Genomic DNA, 16,278 nt, shown 5'->3' with positions numbered 1-16,278 from the left:
TGCACACGACGTGCAACATTCCCTAATCTGGGCGCATGGCAACATTCCTCTACCGCCTGGGATCCGCGGCGTACCGCCGTTCCTGGCCCTTCCTCGCCTTCTGGCTCATCCTCCTGCTCGCCGTCGGCGGTCTGGCAGGTGCCTTCGCGCAGAAGCCCTCGTCCTCCTTCACCATCCCGGGGCTCGACTCCGTGGTCACGATGGAGAAGATGCAGGAGATCTTCCCCGCTGCGGAGGACCCGACCAACGCGCCCACCGGCAACATCGTCATCCGGGCTCCGGAGGGCACGACCCTCACCGACCCGGTCGTCGCCGCCGAGGTCGACGAGATGCTCGCCGAGGTCCGCGACACCGGCCTGCTGAGCGACCCGGAGACCATCGTCGACCCCGTCATGGCCTCCCAGGGCCTGCAGGCGCAGATGGTGCCCCAGATGGAGGCCCAGGGCATGCCCCAGGAGAAGATCCGGGCGGATCTGGCCACCGTCAGCCCGCTGAGCGCGGATGAGACCACCGGCATCGTCACCGTGCGTTTCGACGCCGACACCATGCTCGACGTCCCCACCTCCGACGTCGCCACCGTCACCGACATCCTCGACCGTTACGACGAGGGGGATCTCACCGTCGTCTACAACGGCAACACCTTCGGCGCGATGTCCGGTGACATCAACATGACCTCCGAGGCGATCGGCCTGGGTGTGGCCGCACTGGTGCTCATCATCACCTTCGGCTCCGTCGTGGCCGCGGGCATGCCGCTCATCTCCGCGATCATCGGCGTGGCCATCGGTTTCCTCGGCGTGCAGCTGACCACCGCGGTCAGCGACGACGTCTCCGACATGACCCCGGTCCTGGCCACCATGATCGGCCTGGCCGTGGGCATCGACTACGCCCTGTTCATCGTCTCCCGTTTCCGCACGGAGCTCATCAAGGCCACCGGTGCCAACGACCTGGATCCGAAGGACCTCGCGCAGCGTCTGCGCGGCATGGACCGTGACACCCGCGCGCATGCGATGGGCATGGCCGTCGGCACCGCCGGTTCAGCCGTCATCTTCGCCGGCCTCACGGTGCTCATCGCGCTGGCAGCGCTGTCGATCATCAACATCCCCTTCCTCACCACGATGGCTCTGGCCGCCGCGGCCACCGTCGCCATCGCCGTGCTCATCGCACTGACGTTCCTGCCGGCGCTGGTCGGTCTGTTCGGCACCCGCGTGTTCGCCGCCCGTGTCCCCGGCATCAAGGCCCCGGACCCGGAGGACGACCATCCCACGATGGGTCTGCGCTGGGTGCGCCGCGTGCGTCAGCGCCCCGTCGCGCACCTGCTCGTCGGCGTCATCCTGCTGGGTCTGCTGGCTGTCCCCGCCCTGAACATGCGCCTGGCCATGCCCACCGACGGCTCCGCCACCCCGGGCACCCCGCCGCGCATCGCGCACGAGATCACCGCCGACGCCTTCGGCCCGGGCCGTGACGCCCCGATGATCGCCCTCCTCGACCTCGCGGAGGTCGACCCGCAGGAGCGTCCGGTGGTGATGGGCGGGGGCGTCGAGAAGCTCGTGTCCACCGACGGCGTGGCCAACGCCCAGGTCGTCGCCACCACCGATGACCTCGGGGCGGCGCAGGTGCTCATCACCCCGGAGTTCGAGGCCACCGACCCCGCCGCCACGCAGCTGCTGGCCGACCTGCGCGACACCGACCTCGGTGTCCCCTTCGGTGTCACCGGCGCCACCGCGATCTTCGACGACGTCTCCGACCGTCTGCAGGACGTCCTGCTCCCCTACGTCGGCATCGTCCTGGCGCTCGCGTTCCTGGTCCTGCTGCTCGTCTTCCGCTCCATCTGGGTGCCGCTCATCGCCGCCCTGGGCTTCGGACTGTCGGTGGCGGCCACCTTCGGCGTCACCGTCGCACTCTTCCAGGAGGGCTGGCTCGGGCTCATCGACGACCCGCAGCCGCTGCTGAGCTTCCTGCCGATCATGCTCATCGGTCTCGTGTTCGGCCTCGCCATGGACTACCAGGTCTTCCTGGTCACACGCATGCGCGAGGGCTGGTCGCACGGCAAGACCGCCGGCAACGCCACCTCCAACGGTTTCAAGCACGGCGCCCGCGTGGTCACCGCCGCCGCGCTCATCATGATCTCCGTGTTCGCGGCGTTCATGGCGCAGGACATGGTGTTCATCAAGACGATGGGCTTCGCCCTCGCCGTCGCCGTGGCGCTCGACGCCTTCGTCGTCCGCATGATGATCATCCCGGCGACGATGTTCCTTCTCGACGAGCGCGCCTGGTGGCTCCCCCGCTGGCTGGACCGTATCCTGCCTACAGTTGACGTGGAAGGGGAAGGGCTCAAGGATGTCCGGACTGCGTGAGAGCAAGAAGGCCGCGACCCGCGCCCGGATCGCCCGGGCCGCCGCCGGCCTGGCCCTCGAGCAGGGCGCTGAGGCACTGACGGTCGCGGCCGTCTCCGAGGCCGTCGGCGTCTCGACGCGCACCTTCCACAACTACTTCGCCGCGATGGACGAGGCCCTCACGGAGTTCATGGTCGACCGGGTCACCGACCTGCTCGGACACCTGCGCCACGCCCCCGCTGACGCCTCGCTTTTCGACGCCATCCAGTGGGTCATCATCGAAGGCCTGCGCGGCCACGGCGGGGTGGACACACACCTCGACTCCTTCGCCTCCCTGTTCCGCGTGGCCGATCTGCTGCTCACCATGCGGGGTGCGGCCGCCGTCCACGAGCTGGACGAGAAGCTGCGCCCCCTCTTCGACAAACTGCGCACCCGCGCCACCGGCATGGACGACTTCGAGTCCGAGGTGGCCATCCGCGCGGCCGCCGCTGTCGCCCAGACCGCCCTCCAGCACTACATCTCCCTCCCGGAGCCGAAGAACCCGGCTGCAGCTGAGGAGCTGGTCCGCCGGGCCTTCGACGTGGTGCGGCTGGCCTGACTCAGGCAGGCAGAGGGCACTCCCCCGCGGTACTCCATCGCCGCCCGCACTCGCTGCTGGGAGAGGGCCCGTGCCGCCTTGTGGGTGGTGGCTCCAGACCGCGCGGTCTCGGCGAGCAGCTCGGGGATGTCGCGGCCGGCGACGCCGTAGACGGTGACACCCAGCTTGCCGAAGGACACGCCGTTAAGCTCGTAGGACGTGACCACTGCACACCCGCTGCCGAGCTTGTCGTTGATGGTCATCGCATCCCGCTCCATGAGTCCCATGTCGAGGGCGAAGAAGTACGCCTCCGGGACCTAGTTGCGCAGGCGCCGGACGAAGGAGCGCAGCGCGGGCTCCTCGTGCCAGGTCCACTGCCACGAGCTCTCCCTCGGCGAAACGGGGGTGGCCAGCGAGCTTCTCGACGTCCTCGGCATTCCCTTATCCCGGCGGACACGAAACGGCCCGGCACCAGCTGACACGCTGGAGCCGGGCCGTCGTCGGGGCGCGGAAAGGTCCGGAGCTACTCCGCCGGAGCCTCGACCGGCTCCTCGCTGACGACGATGCCGTCGGAGTCCGCGTAGAGGATGTGACCCGGGACGAAGTCGACGCCACCGAATGAGACGGTGATGTCCTTCTCGCCGGCCGAGGCCTTCGCGGACTTCCGCGGGTTGGTGCCCAGTGCCTTGGTGCCGAACTCCATCTCACGGATGACCGCGGAGTCGCGGATCGCGCCGAGGATGACCACGCCGGCCCAGCCGTTCTTCACACCGGCGGCGGCGATCATGTCGCCCATGAGCGCGGTGTGGACGGAGGAGTCACCGTCGACGACGAGGACGCCACCGTTGCCCGGGCTGTTCAGGGTGGACTTGACCAGTCCGTTGTCCTGGAAGCACTTGATGGTGGTGATGGGGCCGCAGAACTCGGTGATGCCGCCGAAGTTCTGGAACTGGGTGTCGCAGGAGCGGACGACATCCTCGCCGATGATGTCGACGAGGTCGGCGGTGGCGATGAAGGTGATGGTCATGGATCAGCCTCTCGGGGGTAGGTGTGGTGGGATCGGATCTGAAAAGCACGAAGCGGCGTGCCCGTGAGTGACTCACGATGCACGCCGCTTACGGCACTAGCTTGTCGAAGCAGTCAGTTCTTAGAACTGGCCTTCCTCGGTGGAGCCCTTCAGTGCGGTGGTGGAGGACTCCGGGTCAACGGTGGTGGCGATGGTGTCGAAGTAGCCGGCACCGACCTCACGCTGGTGGCGGACGGCGGTGAAGCCGCGCTCCTCGGCAGCCTTGAACTCGCGGTTCTGCAGGTCGACGAAGGCGGTCATGCCCTCGCGAGCGTAGCCGTAGGCCAGGTCGAACATGCCGTAGTTCAGGGCGTGGAAGCCAGCCAGGGTGATGAACTGGAAGGTGAAGCCCATCTTGCCCAGCTCCTTCTGGAACTTGGCGATCTCGTCTGCATCGAGGTGTGCGGACCAGTTGAAGGACGGGGAGCAGTTGTAGGACAGCAGCTGGTCCGGGAACTCCTCGCGGACGCCCTCAGCGAACTTCTTGGCGAGCTCGAGGTCCGGGGTGCCGGTCTCCATCCAGATCAGGTCGGAGTACGGGGCGTAGGCCTTCGCACGGGCGATGCAGGGCTCGAGGCCGTTCTGGATCTTGTAGAAGCCCTCAGCGGTGCGGTCACCGGTGATGAACGGCTTGTCGCGGTCATCGACATCGGAGGTGATGAGGGTTGCAGCCTCAGCGTCGGTACGGGCGATGACGACGGTCGGAACGTTGGCGACGTCGGCAGCCAGGCGAGCGGAGGTCAGGGTGCGGATGTGCTGCTGGGTCGGGATCAGGACCTTGCCACCGAGGTGGCCACACTTCTTCTCGGAAGCGAGCTGATCCTCCCAGTGGGTACCAGCGGCACCAGCGGCGATCATGGCCTTCTGGAGCTCGTAGACGTTCAGAGCGCCACCGAAGCCGGCCTCACCGTCAGCGACGATCGGGAGCAGCCAGTCCTCGACGGTGTCGTCGCCCTCGACGCGGGCGATCTCGTCGGCACGCAGCAGAGCGTTGTTGATGCGACGGACAACAGCCGGAACGGAGTTGGCCGGGTACAGGGACTGGTCCGGGTAGGTGTGGCCGGAGAGGTTGGCGTCACCGGCGACCTGCCAGCCGGAGAGGTAGACAGCCTGCAGGCCGGCGCGGGCCTGCTGGACAGCCATGTTACCGGTGAGAGCACCGAGAGAGTTGATGTAGGAGCCGTCGCGCTTGGAAACCTTCTCCCAGAGGATCTCAGCACCGCGGCGTGCGAGGGTGTGCTCCTCGATCACGTTGCCCTGGAGCTGCTCGACCTGCTCAGCGGTGTAATCGCGCTTGATGCCTTCCCAGCGGGGGTTCTCGTCCCAGTCCTTCTGGATTTCAGCTGCAGTACGTGCCTGGCCGGTAGTGGTCATAGAGAGGACTCACTTTCCTGTCTTCGTTGCCGGACGGGACCTCGCGGGCCGCCGGCGTGGGGATGGAGGAGGATCCACCTTTGGGTGTCTTAAACCGTAATCGGTGGCATGACTCACAGGTTGCCTGGAAAAGTGCGTGCCGTCAATGGATCGGGGGGTCTAAATTGTGTGCGGGGGTAGTGGGGGATTTTGCTAACTTTGCAAATCCCACAAGCAAACCCAACCCGATGCCCGAATTACCCCCAGCCCCGTGGCCTGCACAAACGAAAGAAAAACAAAAGCGCTGGTACCGGCACTGACTATTAAATTCATACCCGAATCCAGCAAAGAGACACCTGCCACCGCAGGGGTAGTGCACGGCTAAATTGGTGAAACCGTTTACCCCGTGACTGGAATCACTTAGGGTGGAGGCGTCGCCTAGCCGCGAATAATTCCGCATTCCCCAGCATCCAAGGAGCATTCAGATGACCCAGACTGAGCCGAAGGACACCACCGAGCGCATCGAAGTTGCCGGCCTTCAGGTCGCCAAGGTCCTGCACGACTTCCTCGCCAATGAGGTCCTCCCGGCCGTGGGCGTCAACGCCGACGAGTTCTGGGCCGGCTTCGCAGAGATCGTCAAGGATTTCACCCCCCGCAACAAGGAGCTGCTCGCACGTCGTGACGAGCTGCAGGCTCAGCTCGACGAGTACTTCAAGGCCAACCCGGGCCAGCCGGACCCGGCTGAGCACGAGGCCTTCCTGCGTGAGATCGGCTACCTCGTCGACGCCCCGGAGGAGGGCGAGATCCGCACCCGCGGCATCGACGATGAGATCGCCACCACCGCCGGCCCGCAGCTCGTGGTCCCGATCCTCAACGCTCGCTTCGCTCTGAATGCCGCCAACGCCCGCTGGGGCTCCCTCTACGACGCCCTCTACGGCACCAACGCCATCTCCGAGGAGGACGGCGCCGAGAAGGGTCAGGGCTACAACCCGGTCCGCGGCAAGAAGGTCATCGCCTGGGGTCGTGACTTCCTGGACAAGGCTGTCCCGCTGGACGGCGCCTCCCACGCCGACGTCGACCGCTACTCCATCACCGACGGCTACCTGGCCGCCCACGTCGGCGACGAGGGGTTCCGCCTGCAGGACAAGACCGCCTACCGCGGCTTCACCGGCACCCTCGAGGACCCGGCCTCCATCCTGCTGCGCAACAACGGTCTCCACATCGAGATCCAGATCGACCCGTCCACCCCGGTGGGCAAGGACGACAAGGCCGGCGTCAAGGACATCGTCCTCGAGGCCGCCGTCTCCACCATCATGGACTTCGAGGACTCCGTCGCCGCCGTCGACGCCGAGGACAAGGTCATCGGCTACCGCAACTGGTACGGCCTGAACACCGGCGACCTCAAGGAGGAGGTCACCAAGGGTGACAAGACCTTCACCCGTCGCCTCAACCAGGACCGCGAGTTCATCGGCCGCAACGGCACCGACATCCGCCTGCACGGCCGCTCCCTGCTGTTCGTCCGCAACGTCGGCCACCTGATGCAGAACCCGGCCATCCTCATCGACGGTGAGGAGATCTTCGAGGGCATCATGGACGCCGTCATCACCGTCGTCTGCGCCATCCCGGGCCTGGACGTCCGCAACCCGATGCGCAACTCCCGCACCGGCTCCATCTACATCGTCAAGCCGAAGCAGCACGGCCCGGACGAGGTCGCCTTCACCAACGAGCTCTTCGGCCGCGTCGAGGACCTGCTCGGCCTGCCGCGCTACACCCTCAAGGTCGGCGTCATGGATGAGGAGCGTCGCACCTCCGTCAACCTGGACGCCTGCATCATGGCTGTCGCCGACCGCCTGGCCTTCATCAACACCGGCTTCCTCGACCGCACCGGCGATGAGATCCACACCTCCATGTACGCCGGCCCGATGGTCCGCAAGGCCGACATGCAGAAGGAGACCTGGAAGCAGTCCTACGAGGACTCCAACGTCGACGCCGGCCTGGCCCGCGGCCTGTCCGGCAAGTCCCAGATCGGTAAGGGCATGTGGGCCATGACCGAGCTCATGGGCGAGATGCTCGAGGCCAAGATCGGTCAGCCGCGGGAGGGTGCCAACACCGCGTGGGTCCCGTCCCCGACCGGTGCCGTCCTGCACGCCACCCACTACCACGAGGTCGACGTCTTCAAGGTCCAGGAGGAGCTCAAGGCCGCCGGCCGTCGCGACACCTTCCACGGCCTGCTGACCGTCCCGGTCTCCCCGTCCACCGAGTGGTCGGCGGAGGAGATCCAGGAGGAGCTGGACAACAACTGCCAGTCCATCCTGGGCTACGTCGTCCGCTGGGTCGAGCAGGGCGTCGGCTGCTCCAAGGTCCCGGACATCCACGATGTCGACCTCATGGAGGACCGCGCCACCCTGCGTATCTCCTCCCAGCTGCTGTGCAACTGGCTGGTCCACGGTGTCGTCACCGAGGAGCAGATCCTGGACTCCCTCAAGCGCATGGCCGTCGTCGTCGACCGCCAGAACGAGGGTGACCCGGCCTACCTGCCGATGGCCGTCGACTTCGACTACTCCATCGGTTTCCAGTCGGCCAAGGACCTGATCCTCAAGGGCACCGAGTCCCCCTCCGGCTACACCGAGCCGATCCTGCACGCCAAGCGTCGTGAGTTCAAGGAGCGTCAGGGCATCAAGTAGTCCCTGCCCCTGACAGGCTGAGGCCCCGGTCACCGTTCGCGGTGGCCGGGGCTCTCCTGCTTTTCGACGCCGTCGGCATCGACCCTCTACTCATCCCCCTCCGCGCTGCTCCCGGTGAGGGAGGAACGGGTGGAGAGCACGGGGTCGTCGAGAAGCGAGGACAGTGACGGGACGGTGGCGCTGCCGTAGGAGCGCGCGGCCGAGCCCCAGATGTCCGGGAAGCGTCCGGGCTCGGAGGAGCCGACGTCGAGGCCGGGGGTGACGGGACCGGCGTCGATGCCGAAGCCGCGGGCCTGGAGCGGCCAGAACTCGAGGACGGCGTTCCACCAGGCGTCCCAGGAGTGGGTGCCGGTGGTGCGGAAGTCGTAGTGGATCGTGTCGATGCCGGCGGCGTCGGTCGCGGCCTTGAGGCGGTGGGTGCACAGGTTGGTGCCCGCCTCGATGACCAGTCCCATGGTGAGGCGGTCCTTGAGCTGCCACTCGGCCTCCGGGGCGTTGGGCCCCTCGAAGTCGACGCTGTTCATCAGCCCCGTGGCGTTGTAGACGTACATGTTGGGCTGGTCCCGGAGCCGCTCGGCGTTGATGATGGCGTCCTGGTAGCGGGAGTAGTCGCTGTTGGGGGCGCCCCACATCATCTCGGGGGTGCCGTTGCCCTTCTCGATGATCGACGCGATGATGCGGCGCCCGATCCACGAGTTCGTGTCACCGCAGCCGGACAGCGCCGCGACGGAGTCGTAGAAGCCGGGCTGGTGGGTGGCGTACAGCAGGGCGGTCGTGCCGGACATGGACATGCCGACGAGGCTGCGCCTCCCGTTCGCCCCGAGCGCCTCCTCGAGCGGGCCGGGCAGCTCGTGGGTGAGGAACGTCTCCCACATCTGCTTCCCGCCCTGGTCGGGGTAGTCCTCGAGCCAGTCGCTGAACATGGAGTATGCGCCGAGCATCGGCATGATGACGTGGATGTTGCGCTGGGAGTAGAAGTCGACGATGTCGCTCTTGGTGATCCAGTTGTCGCGCCCCTGCCCGGCGTCGCCGCCACCGAGGAAGTAGGCCACCGGCCGCGGCTCGGAGAGGTCCTCCGGCACGATCCAGATGAGCGGGATCGTCCGGCCCATGGACGGCGAGTAGGCGTTGATCTGGCGGATCCGGTCGCCGTCGACACGCGCGTACTCACGCAGGCGCGCGAGGATCTGCGGGTCCATGTCGATGTCGGCCTTGGGCAGGTGGTCGCGGCCGCCCGGGAACATGGGGTTGACGGTCTGGGGGCGGAAATCCTGGATGAAACCCTCGTAGACGGTCGGGTCCGAGGACATCCTCTGCAGCCCGCCCGGCAGCCAGGAGCTGGACTCCGGGCCGTGGTAGTCCGGTCGGTTCGGGGTGTCGGCGGGGTTGACGACCACGTCGGGGTCCATGCCGTGGTCATGGGGCTGGGCATGGACGGGCACGGCGGTGAGGAGCAGCGTGGTCGCGGCGAGGAGCGCGGTCGACCGGAGGGTACGGAGGATGCGGTGCATTGGACCATGATCACCCACGGACGTCCCCACAGCCAACCTCCGGGTGTTCACTAGTCTGGGATCCATGAATCTCCCCGCCCCCACGTCCCTGGATGAACTCATCGCCGACGGTGCTCTTGTGCAGGCCGACGTCGACGCCACCTGGTCCGCCACGCAGGGCACGGTCACGGGGGTGGAGTTCACCGGTGACACCGTGCGCCTCCACTCCCGCGCCGGAGTCCGGGACCTCCCGGCCCGCGAGGTGGCCCGCATCGTCGACGGTGAGTGGACCTGGAGCGAGGACCACGACCTCGACGTCCCGGAGCTCCACGACCCGCAGCCGGCCGGTGAGGAACTGCTCCGCGCCGCCCGCACGCTGCACGGCAACGTGCCGGTGCTGCTCGCCCCGTACCCGGACGGGGCGCGCGCCGTCGCCGTGGACGTCCACACCGCCCCCGGCCCGGTCCGCAGCGCCCTCACCCTGGGCCTGGCGCAGCTGTCCCCGCTTCTCGACGCCCGCCGTGCCCTCCTCTCCTTCGCCGCCGCCCGCGGCCTCGGCGTCCGCACCACGGAGGATTCCTTCGGTTTCTCGGACGGCACGACCGTGACCTTCGAGGGGGACCGCCCCGTGGACGTGTCCGGGGGTCTGAGCCTGCGGGAGGTGCGGGCGGACGCCCTCCACCTGTCCGGGGAGCATCAGCTGCTGCTGCACGGGCTCCATCCGGACCCGGACATCCGGTTGGATATCCCCGCCGGGCGGGCCCGGATCGACGGGCACGAGGCCCGGGCGCTCGTCATCGCGACCGTCACCGACGGCACGTGGACGTGGGCCTGGGCGGACCCGCACCTGCCGCCCTCCCCCGCCGCGAACCTGCGCCGTTTCGGCCTGGACCACGGCATCATCGACCTGGTCCGCCCCCGCCTGCCCCTCGACCCGGGGCTGATCGACGTGGCCAAGCCGGTCCTTGACGTATGGACCCACGCCGTCGTCCCCCTCACCCCGGAGACGGACGCCGTCGTGCTTCTCGACGCCCCGCACCTCACCCTCCCGGGGCCGGAGGACCCCCGGACCCGGCGCGCCGTGGAGATGGTGCTGGGGGCGGGGGTGCCGGAGGGCGTCGACAAGCGCAGGGCCCGGGAGGCCTACGCGCAGCGCCGGGGCGTCACCCTGCCAGCAGACCCAGGATGATCGCGAGCGTCGGCAGGGCGAGCAGCAGCGCGAGGATGCCCCACGCCCCGGGGCGTGCGAAGTTGAGGGTGGTGGACATGCCGTTCTCGAGGCTGACCACCGTGTCGGGGTCGTCCCGGTTCCAGTAGAAGCCGTACCGCATGTGCTGTTCCTTCTCCCCGGGCGGGTAGACGGCGCTGACGCGTCGGTACAGCGTCCTGATCCGCAGCCCGAAGAACACCGTGCTGAGGATGAGGCCGCTGACCATCAGCAGGTCGTTCAGCGGCCCGTAGTGGCCCAGCAGGGAGGCTGTGAAGGAGACGACGATGATCGTGGAGATCCAGAACATCCAGCGCGACAGTACCGGGCCGAAGCCGGTGGAGATCATCTTCTGCCGCTCCCCCGCCTCCCGGGCGGAGACGGAGGTGAGGCCGACGGCCGCCGCCCCGACGATCCCGAGCATGAGCGTAGGCAACCCGGTGAGGCTCAGGGCGCTGGGCAGTGATTTCGTGGCCCAGGCGTCCGGCTGACCGTCCAGCGTGAAGTGGATGGGCATGGGATCCGGCACCAGGTGGAAGTTCGTCCACAGCCAGAACCAGCACGCCGCGAGGACCGCGGCGATGCCCAGGTACCAGCCCCAGGCCCTCACTCCAGCACGGCCCGGTACACCTCCGGGTCGTGGGCCGGGCTCCACTGTGCGTCGTGCGTCTTGTCGACGAGGACCGCGCGCACCCCCTCCACGAAGTCCGGCTGGCGGCGGACCAGCTCGCCGAGGCGTTCCTCGTTGTCGAGTCCGTCGCGCAGCGTCGGGGCGTCACGGTTGGCCAGGTACAGCTCCGCGACGGCGACGGCCGCCGACGGGGAAGCCTTGGCCATGAGCTGGCGTACGTCGCCGACGAACTCCCGGTTGGGGTGGGCCTCGAGGGCGGCGTCGATGTCCGCCCAGGACCCGGCGCCGAAGGTGGCCTCGATGTCCTCGCGCCACCTCTCGAGACGGGACTTCTCCCGCGGCTCGACGGCGTGCTCCCCGAGGGCGGCGTCGATGCCCAGGCCGATGACGTCGAGGGCGAACTCGGCGGCGTCCTCCACCATGTGGGTGGCCAGGCCGACGTAGAGCATGTCTTCCTCGTTGAGCCGGTAGCCGGTCAGGCCGATGAACGCGCCCATCGCCGGGGATGAGCCCGGCCAGCGCTGCGAGGACCAGGAGATGCCGACGTCGGTGACGTAGCCGATGGCCAGCTCCGGCATGGAGGCCCACGCGCGTTCGGTGGTCACGCGGTGGGAACCGTGGGAGGACACCCCGAGGCCGCCGCCCATGATGATGCCGTCCCACACCGCGATGAAAGGCTTCGGGAAGGTGCCGATGAGGTTGTTCATCGCGTACTCATCGGAGAGGAACTCATCGACGCTGGCGTGGTCCCCGGCGAGGATGCCCTCGCGTGCCGAGCGCACGTCGCCGCCGGCGCAGAACGCCTTCGGGGAACGCGAGGTGATAAGGACCTGCTCGATCGCCGGGTCATCACGCCACTCCTCGAGGGCACGGGTGATGATGCGGATCATCTCGTGGTTGAGGCTGTTGAGCGCCTCGGGTCGGTCAAGTTCCAGAACGCCGGTAGTGTGGCGGACGCTGACATGCACGGGCTGTTCATTCATGCCCGACAGCCTACCCACGCGAAAGGTCATAGTAATGGAGTTCCGGATCATCGCCCTCGACATGGACGGCACGCTTCTCGACGCCGCCGGTCAGATCCCCGACTCCTTCTGGCCGGTCCTCGAGGAGCTGCGTTCCCGCGGCGTCGCCGTCGCCCCCGCCTCCGGCCGGCAGCTGGCCACGCTGCGCGCCATCTTCCCGGGCGACACCTTCATCGCGGAGAACGGCACCTGCGTCTTCCACGAGGGGGAGGTCGTGTCCACGACGCTTCTCGACGCCGCGACCGTCCACTCCGTCATCGACGCCGCCGCGGGCCTCGACATGGATCTCGTGGTGTGCACCCCGACGGTCGCCCACCATCTGCCGGGGATCTCCGCGGCGACGGAGGCCGAACTGGCGAAGTACTACCACTCACGCCAGGAGACGGAGGACCTGCACTCGGTGACGGACGTCATCAAGCTGGCGGGTTTCACCACCGGGGACGCCGAACGCGAGATCTACCCGGCGCTTCTTGACGCCGCCCCCGACGCCAACGTCGTCGTCTCCGGCGCCCACTGGGTGGACATCATGGCCGCCGGAGCGGGCAAGGGCCGGGCGTTGACGGCGCTCGCGGAGGCGATGGGCGTCGGAAAGCACCAGATCGCGGCGTTCGGTGACTACCTCAACGACCTGGAACTGCTGCAGGCGGCGGGCACGGCGTGGGCGATGGAGAACGCCCACCCCGACATCAAGGCGATCGCGCACCACATCGCCCCGCCGAACACGGAGGCCGGCGTGGTGACCGTCCTCCGCGACCTGCTGCGGCAGTGAGCTACTTCTTGTTCTTCTTCCGCTTCGGCACGGCGAGCTTGCTCGCGACGTCCGGGACGTAACGGAACTCGGCGCGCGGCGGACGCTCGTAGCCGTTGTCGGACTCCGGGCGGTTCGGGATCTGCGGCAGCGGGCGGTCGATCTTCTCGTAGGGGATCGTCGACAGCAGGTGGGCGATCACGTTGATGCGGGAACGCTTCTTGTCCTCGCTCTCCACCGTGTACCACGGGGCGGAGGGGATGTCCGTGTGGATGAACATCTCGTCCTTCGCACGGGAGTAGTCCTCCCAACGGGTGATGGACTGCAGATCCATCGGCGAGAGCTTCCAGCGGCGCAGCGGATCCTCCAGACGCGACTGGAAACGCGCGATCTGCTCCTCGTCGGAGACGGAGAACCAGTACTTGCGCAGGAGGATGCCGTCCTCGACGAGCAGACGCTCGAAGATCGGTGCCTGGTGGAGGAAGCGGCGGTACTCCTGCGACGTGCAGAAACCCATGACGCGCTCGACGCCCGCCCGGTTGTACCAGGAACGGTCGAAGATCACGATCTCGCCGGCGGTCGGCAGCTTCTCGACGTAACGCTGGAAGTACCACTGCCCCTGCTCGCGGGAGCTCGGGGCGGGCAGCGCCTCGATGCGTGCGGAACGGGGGTTGAGGTACTGGGTGATCCGCTTGATCGCGGACCCCTTGCCGGCGGCGTCACGGCCCTCCATGATGACGACGACACGCGCACCGGTCTCGACGACCCACTGCTGCATGTCCACCAGCTCGGCCTGGAGCCTCTTGAGCTCCTTCTCGTAGGCCTTGTTGTCCAGCTTCTTCGGTTTCGGTGTCGGAGTCTGGTCAGCGGTGTCCTTCTTAGCCATACAACTCAGACTACCTTCAGCCGACCTGGAACTCGGCCATACGGTCCCACCCGTTCTTGCCCTCGATGAGGGTGTTGATGATCTGCGGGGTCTCCGCGAGGATCTTCGGGAACATCTCGGTCGCGGCCCGGAAATGCTCGGAGTTGACGTGCGCCTCGGCGCCGTCGTCGTGGAAGGCCTCGATGAGGATGTACTCGTTCGGGTCGTCGGTGTTGCGCGACCAGTCGAAGAAGATGCAGCCGGGCTCCTCGCGGGTCTTCCGCGTGAACTCGTCGACCAGGTCACGGAAGTTCTCGACGTACTCGGGCAGCGGGCGGAATCGGACGTTGATGAGGATCATGGTGCCCAGGGTACCGACGGACCACCGGGTAGACTGTGACCTACTGCACAAGGAGGCCGTCATGGCTGCATACGAGCCGCTGGAGTTCGACGTCACACAGTGGTTCAACTCGGAACCGCTCTCCCCGGAGGACCTGCGCGGCCGGGTGGTGCTGATCGAGTTCTTCCAGATGCTGTGCCCCGGCTGCGTCAACCACTCACTCCCCCAGGCCAAACGCGTCCACCGGCTGGTCAAGGGCGACCAGGTGGTGGTGCTCGGCATCCACAGCGTCTTCGAGCACCACGCGGTGACCGGGCCGGATGCGCTGGAGGTCTTCCTCCACGAGTTCGGCATCACCTTCCCCGTGGCCGTCGACCGCCCCGACGAGACCGGCGTGCTGCCGGTCACCATGAAGCGCTGGCAGCTGGAGGGCACCCCCACCACCATGCTCGTCGACCGGCAGGGCCGGGTCCGCCAGAAGTGGCTGGGCCAGATCGACGACCTGGTCCTCGGCGTGTGGCTGGGGACGCTGCTGGCGGAGGAGTCCGCAGCTGCGGACTAGAGCGTGTTACGAAAATCCGGTGAGTGAGACCGGGGGTTAAGCACTAAAAAGTGTGTCCGTGACTCTGCGTAGCCCCAGCACAGTGCCACTAAACCGGGGTTTAATAGCTCCCGAACAGCTATTTCCCGCACGTTAACCCACGGGCCCGACCCCCGGAAAGTAGACACAGGGGATGTGATCAGGAAGCAGATCTCAGCATAACAGGACACCGCTCCTCAAACACTGCTGGCGCGAGATATTTACACCAGGAATGTCGACGCGTGGTGTTGTAGCGGGTACACCAGCGGAAAACATCTCGCCGGCACTGCAACTGATTGGTAAACGTCTTCGCGTCCTGGAGGACCTCGCGCTTCAACGCGGCGTTAAATGACTCCGCCAAGGCATTGTCAGCACTGGCACCAATCGCGCCCATCGACTGCCGGATCCCTAACTCCCCGCACGTGTCCTGGAACGCATGCGAGGTATAGACACTTCCGTGATCCGAGTGAAAAACAGCATCCTTTAGACTTCCACGCTGTCCCTTCGCCATCACCAGCGCGTCCTGGACCAGGGAGGTGCGCATGTGATCGGCGATCGCGAAGCCGACCAGCCGACGGGAATAGCAGTCGATGACGGTGGCCAGGTACATATTCGACCCGTCCGCGATCGGCAGGTAGGTGATGTCGCCGACGTAGACCCGATTGGGATGCTCAGCGGTGAATTTCCTTCCCACGAGATCCGGAAAAACCGACTTCTTTCCCTCGGACACCGGGGTGGTGATCTTGCGTTTCTTCGAATACCCGAACAGCTTCAACGAGCGCATGATGCGGGCGACTTTCTTGTGGTTGACCGGGGTTGCGGTCGAATCGTCGTTGAGTTCCGCAGTGATGCGTTTCGCCCCGTAGCATCCGCGTTCCTTGGTGAACACGGCCTTGACCCTTGCGCCGAGGATCGCGTCGCTGAGCAGACGTTTCTTCCTGGTGGCGGAGGTGTTTTTCCATTTGTAGTACGAGGACCGATTGAGCTTGAGGACCTCGCATAACCGCTTAACCGAATGGTCGTTCCGGGCGTCGTCAACGAACTGGAAGCGGATCACCAGTTCGTCTCTTCCGCAAAATATTTCGCGGCCTTGCGCAGAATGTCGCGTTCCTCCCGGAGTCTGCGAACTTCTCGTTCCAGCTGGCGGATGCGTTCCGCTTCGGTCACCACGGTCGGTGTGTCAGAGCTGGAGGAAGAATCCGAGCTGCTGGTGCGGGCGCCGGTGCCGTATTTGCGGACCCAGATCTGGAGCGTGTTGCGGTTGACGCCGAGTTCTGTGGCGAGGGCGTTGATCGATACCTCGGGTGAGTTCTCGTAGAGGGCGACCGCGTCGCGGCGGAACTCCTCGGTGTAGGTCTTGATCGGCATGGTGGCAGGTTACC

At 66.8% G+C, this 16,278-nt stretch carries 15 protein-coding genes; 6 read left to right on the top strand and 9 right to left on the bottom strand.

Annotation, left to right across the window (positions count from 1 at the left end; all coding sequences use genetic code 11):
- Positions 1-35 precede the first annotated feature (35 nt).
- Together B842_RS04195 and B842_RS04190 are read left to right on the top strand one after the other, a co-directional pair.
- Entirely contained in the window at positions 36-2,354 is a 2,319-nt protein-coding gene (locus B842_RS04195; protein ID WP_040085360.1) for an MMPL family transporter, read from the top strand.
- The gene (locus tag B842_RS04190; RefSeq protein WP_040085359.1) at positions 2,338-2,931 is read left to right on the top strand and encodes a TetR/AcrR family transcriptional regulator; all 594 of its coding nucleotides are present in this window, start codon (positions 2,338-2,340) and stop codon (positions 2,929-2,931) included. Before B842_RS04195 ends, B842_RS04190 begins: the two co-directional genes overlap by 17 nt.
- On the opposite strand, the gene B842_RS13390 is transcribed toward B842_RS04190, so the two are convergent.
- The 3 genes from B842_RS13390 to aceA all read right to left on the bottom strand — a co-directional run bounded on the left by B842_RS13390 (position 2,847) and on the right by aceA (position 5,350).
- Positions 2,847-3,173 (bottom strand): hypothetical protein, encoded by a 327-nt coding sequence (locus tag B842_RS13390; RefSeq protein WP_156119433.1) that lies wholly within the window; start codon positions 3,171-3,173, stop codon positions 2,847-2,849. The genes B842_RS04190 and B842_RS13390 overlap by 85 nt on opposite strands.
- Before the next feature lie 260 nt (positions 3,174-3,433).
- A complete protein-coding gene (rraA, locus tag B842_RS04180) occupies positions 3,434-3,937 on the bottom strand; it encodes a ribonuclease E activity regulator RraA (RefSeq protein WP_040085356.1) in 504 nt (167 codons plus the stop codon).
- A 120-nt stretch (positions 3,938-4,057) separates the two neighbouring features.
- Positions 4,058-5,350: an isocitrate lyase gene (gene aceA / locus B842_RS04175; RefSeq protein WP_040085355.1), complete on the bottom strand. Its 1,293-nt coding sequence runs from the start codon at positions 5,348-5,350 to the stop codon at positions 4,058-4,060.
- Between the two features lie 464 nt (positions 5,351-5,814).
- Between aceA and glcB the strand changes: the two genes are divergently transcribed.
- Positions 5,815-8,013, top strand: a complete 2,199-nt coding sequence (gene glcB / locus B842_RS04170; RefSeq protein ID WP_040085354.1) for a malate synthase G — start codon at positions 5,815-5,817, stop codon at positions 8,011-8,013.
- Between the two features lie 86 nt (positions 8,014-8,099).
- Here glcB and B842_RS04165 read toward each other — a convergent pair whose 3' ends face one another.
- Positions 8,100-9,524 carry an alpha/beta hydrolase gene (locus tag B842_RS04165; protein WP_040085353.1) on the bottom strand — a complete coding sequence of 475 codons (1,425 nt, stop codon included), beginning with the start codon at positions 9,522-9,524 and terminating at the stop codon, positions 8,100-8,102.
- Between the two features lie 64 nt (positions 9,525-9,588).
- On the opposite strand from B842_RS04165, the gene B842_RS04160 reads away from it, so the two are divergent.
- Positions 9,589-10,692 carry a DUF6882 domain-containing protein gene (locus B842_RS04160; protein ID WP_052437732.1) on the top strand — a complete coding sequence of 368 codons (1,104 nt, stop codon included), beginning with the start codon at positions 9,589-9,591 and terminating at the stop codon, positions 10,690-10,692.
- Here the strand turns inward: B842_RS04160 and B842_RS04155 are convergent.
- Positions 10,667-11,320: a DUF1648 domain-containing protein gene (locus B842_RS04155; RefSeq protein ID WP_040085351.1), complete on the bottom strand. Its 654-nt coding sequence runs from the start codon at positions 11,318-11,320 to the stop codon at positions 10,667-10,669. The genes B842_RS04160 and B842_RS04155 overlap by 26 nt on opposite strands.
- Entirely contained in the window at positions 11,317-12,324 is a 1,008-nt protein-coding gene (locus tag B842_RS04150; protein ID WP_052437731.1) for a 3-hydroxyisobutyryl-CoA hydrolase, read from the bottom strand. The genes B842_RS04155 and B842_RS04150 overlap by 4 nt, the downstream gene beginning before the upstream one ends.
- Positions 12,325-12,358: 34 nt before the next feature.
- Between B842_RS04150 and B842_RS04145 the strand changes: the two genes are divergently transcribed.
- A complete protein-coding gene (locus B842_RS04145) occupies positions 12,359-13,132 on the top strand; it encodes an HAD family hydrolase (RefSeq protein ID WP_040085349.1) in 774 nt (257 codons plus the stop codon).
- A 1-nt stretch (position 13,133) separates the two neighbouring features.
- Here B842_RS04145 and ppk2 read toward each other — a convergent pair whose 3' ends face one another.
- Entirely contained in the window at positions 13,134-13,997 is an 864-nt protein-coding gene (gene ppk2, locus B842_RS04140) for a polyphosphate kinase 2 (RefSeq protein ID WP_052437730.1), read from the bottom strand.
- A gap of 16 nt (positions 13,998-14,013) precedes the next feature.
- Complete coding sequence (locus B842_RS04135; RefSeq protein ID WP_040085347.1) at positions 14,014-14,337, bottom strand: putative quinol monooxygenase; 324 nt, start codon at positions 14,335-14,337, stop codon at positions 14,014-14,016.
- Positions 14,338-14,398: 61 nt separating this feature from the next.
- Here B842_RS04135 and B842_RS04130 point away from each other — a divergent pair, with 61 nt between their 5' ends.
- A complete protein-coding gene (locus tag B842_RS04130; RefSeq protein WP_040085346.1) occupies positions 14,399-14,878 on the top strand; it encodes a peroxiredoxin family protein in 480 nt (159 codons plus the stop codon).
- A gap of 178 nt (positions 14,879-15,056) precedes the next feature.
- Here B842_RS04130 and B842_RS04125 read toward each other — a convergent pair.
- Positions 15,057-16,264, bottom strand: a protein-coding gene (locus B842_RS04125) for an IS3 family transposase (protein WP_428839103.1) whose coding sequence is annotated in 2 segments (ribosomal slippage) — positions 15,057-15,964 and positions 15,964-16,264 — 1,209 coding nt in all. Because the reading frame shifts where the segments join, the coding sequence is not laid out codon by codon here.
- Positions 16,265-16,278 lie beyond the last annotated feature (14 nt).

The sequence above is a fragment of the Corynebacterium humireducens NBRC 106098 = DSM 45392 genome (genome assembly GCF_000819445.1).
Taxonomy (GTDB): domain Bacteria; phylum Actinomycetota; class Actinomycetes; order Mycobacteriales; family Mycobacteriaceae; genus Corynebacterium; species Corynebacterium humireducens.
This window is presented reverse-complemented; position numbering and strand designations above follow the sequence as displayed.

Bases quoted from the DNA above. Each gene is read 5' to 3' on its own strand.
- B842_RS04195 (WP_040085360.1), top strand. From the start codon at position 36: ATGGCAACATTCCTCTACCGCCTGGGATCCGCGGCGTACCGCCGTTCC.
- B842_RS04190 (WP_040085359.1), top strand. From the start codon at position 2,338: ATGTCCGGACTGCGTGAGAGCAAGAAGGCCGCGACCCGCGCCCGGATC.
- B842_RS13390 (WP_156119433.1), bottom strand. From the start codon at position 3,173: ATGACCATCAACGACAAGCTCGGCAGCGGGTGTGCAGTGGTCACGTCC.
- rraA (WP_040085356.1), bottom strand. From the start codon at position 3,937: ATGACCATCACCTTCATCGCCACCGCCGACCTCGTCGACATCATCGGC.
- aceA (WP_040085355.1), bottom strand. From the start codon at position 5,350: ATGACCACTACCGGCCAGGCACGTACTGCAGCTGAAATCCAGAAGGAC.
- glcB (WP_040085354.1), top strand. From the start codon at position 5,815: ATGACCCAGACTGAGCCGAAGGACACCACCGAGCGCATCGAAGTTGCC.
- B842_RS04165 (WP_040085353.1), bottom strand. From the start codon at position 9,524: ATGCACCGCATCCTCCGTACCCTCCGGTCGACCGCGCTCCTCGCCGCG.
- B842_RS04160 (WP_052437732.1), top strand. From the start codon at position 9,589: ATGAATCTCCCCGCCCCCACGTCCCTGGATGAACTCATCGCCGACGGT.
- B842_RS04150 (WP_052437731.1), bottom strand. From the start codon at position 12,324: ATGAATGAACAGCCCGTGCATGTCAGCGTCCGCCACACTACCGGCGTT.
- B842_RS04145 (WP_040085349.1), top strand. From the start codon at position 12,359: ATGGAGTTCCGGATCATCGCCCTCGACATGGACGGCACGCTTCTCGAC.
- ppk2 (WP_052437730.1), bottom strand. From the start codon at position 13,997: ATGGCTAAGAAGGACACCGCTGACCAGACTCCGACACCGAAACCGAAG.
- B842_RS04135 (WP_040085347.1), bottom strand. From the start codon at position 14,337: ATGATCCTCATCAACGTCCGATTCCGCCCGCTGCCCGAGTACGTCGAG.
- B842_RS04130 (WP_040085346.1), top strand. From the start codon at position 14,399: ATGGCTGCATACGAGCCGCTGGAGTTCGACGTCACACAGTGGTTCAAC.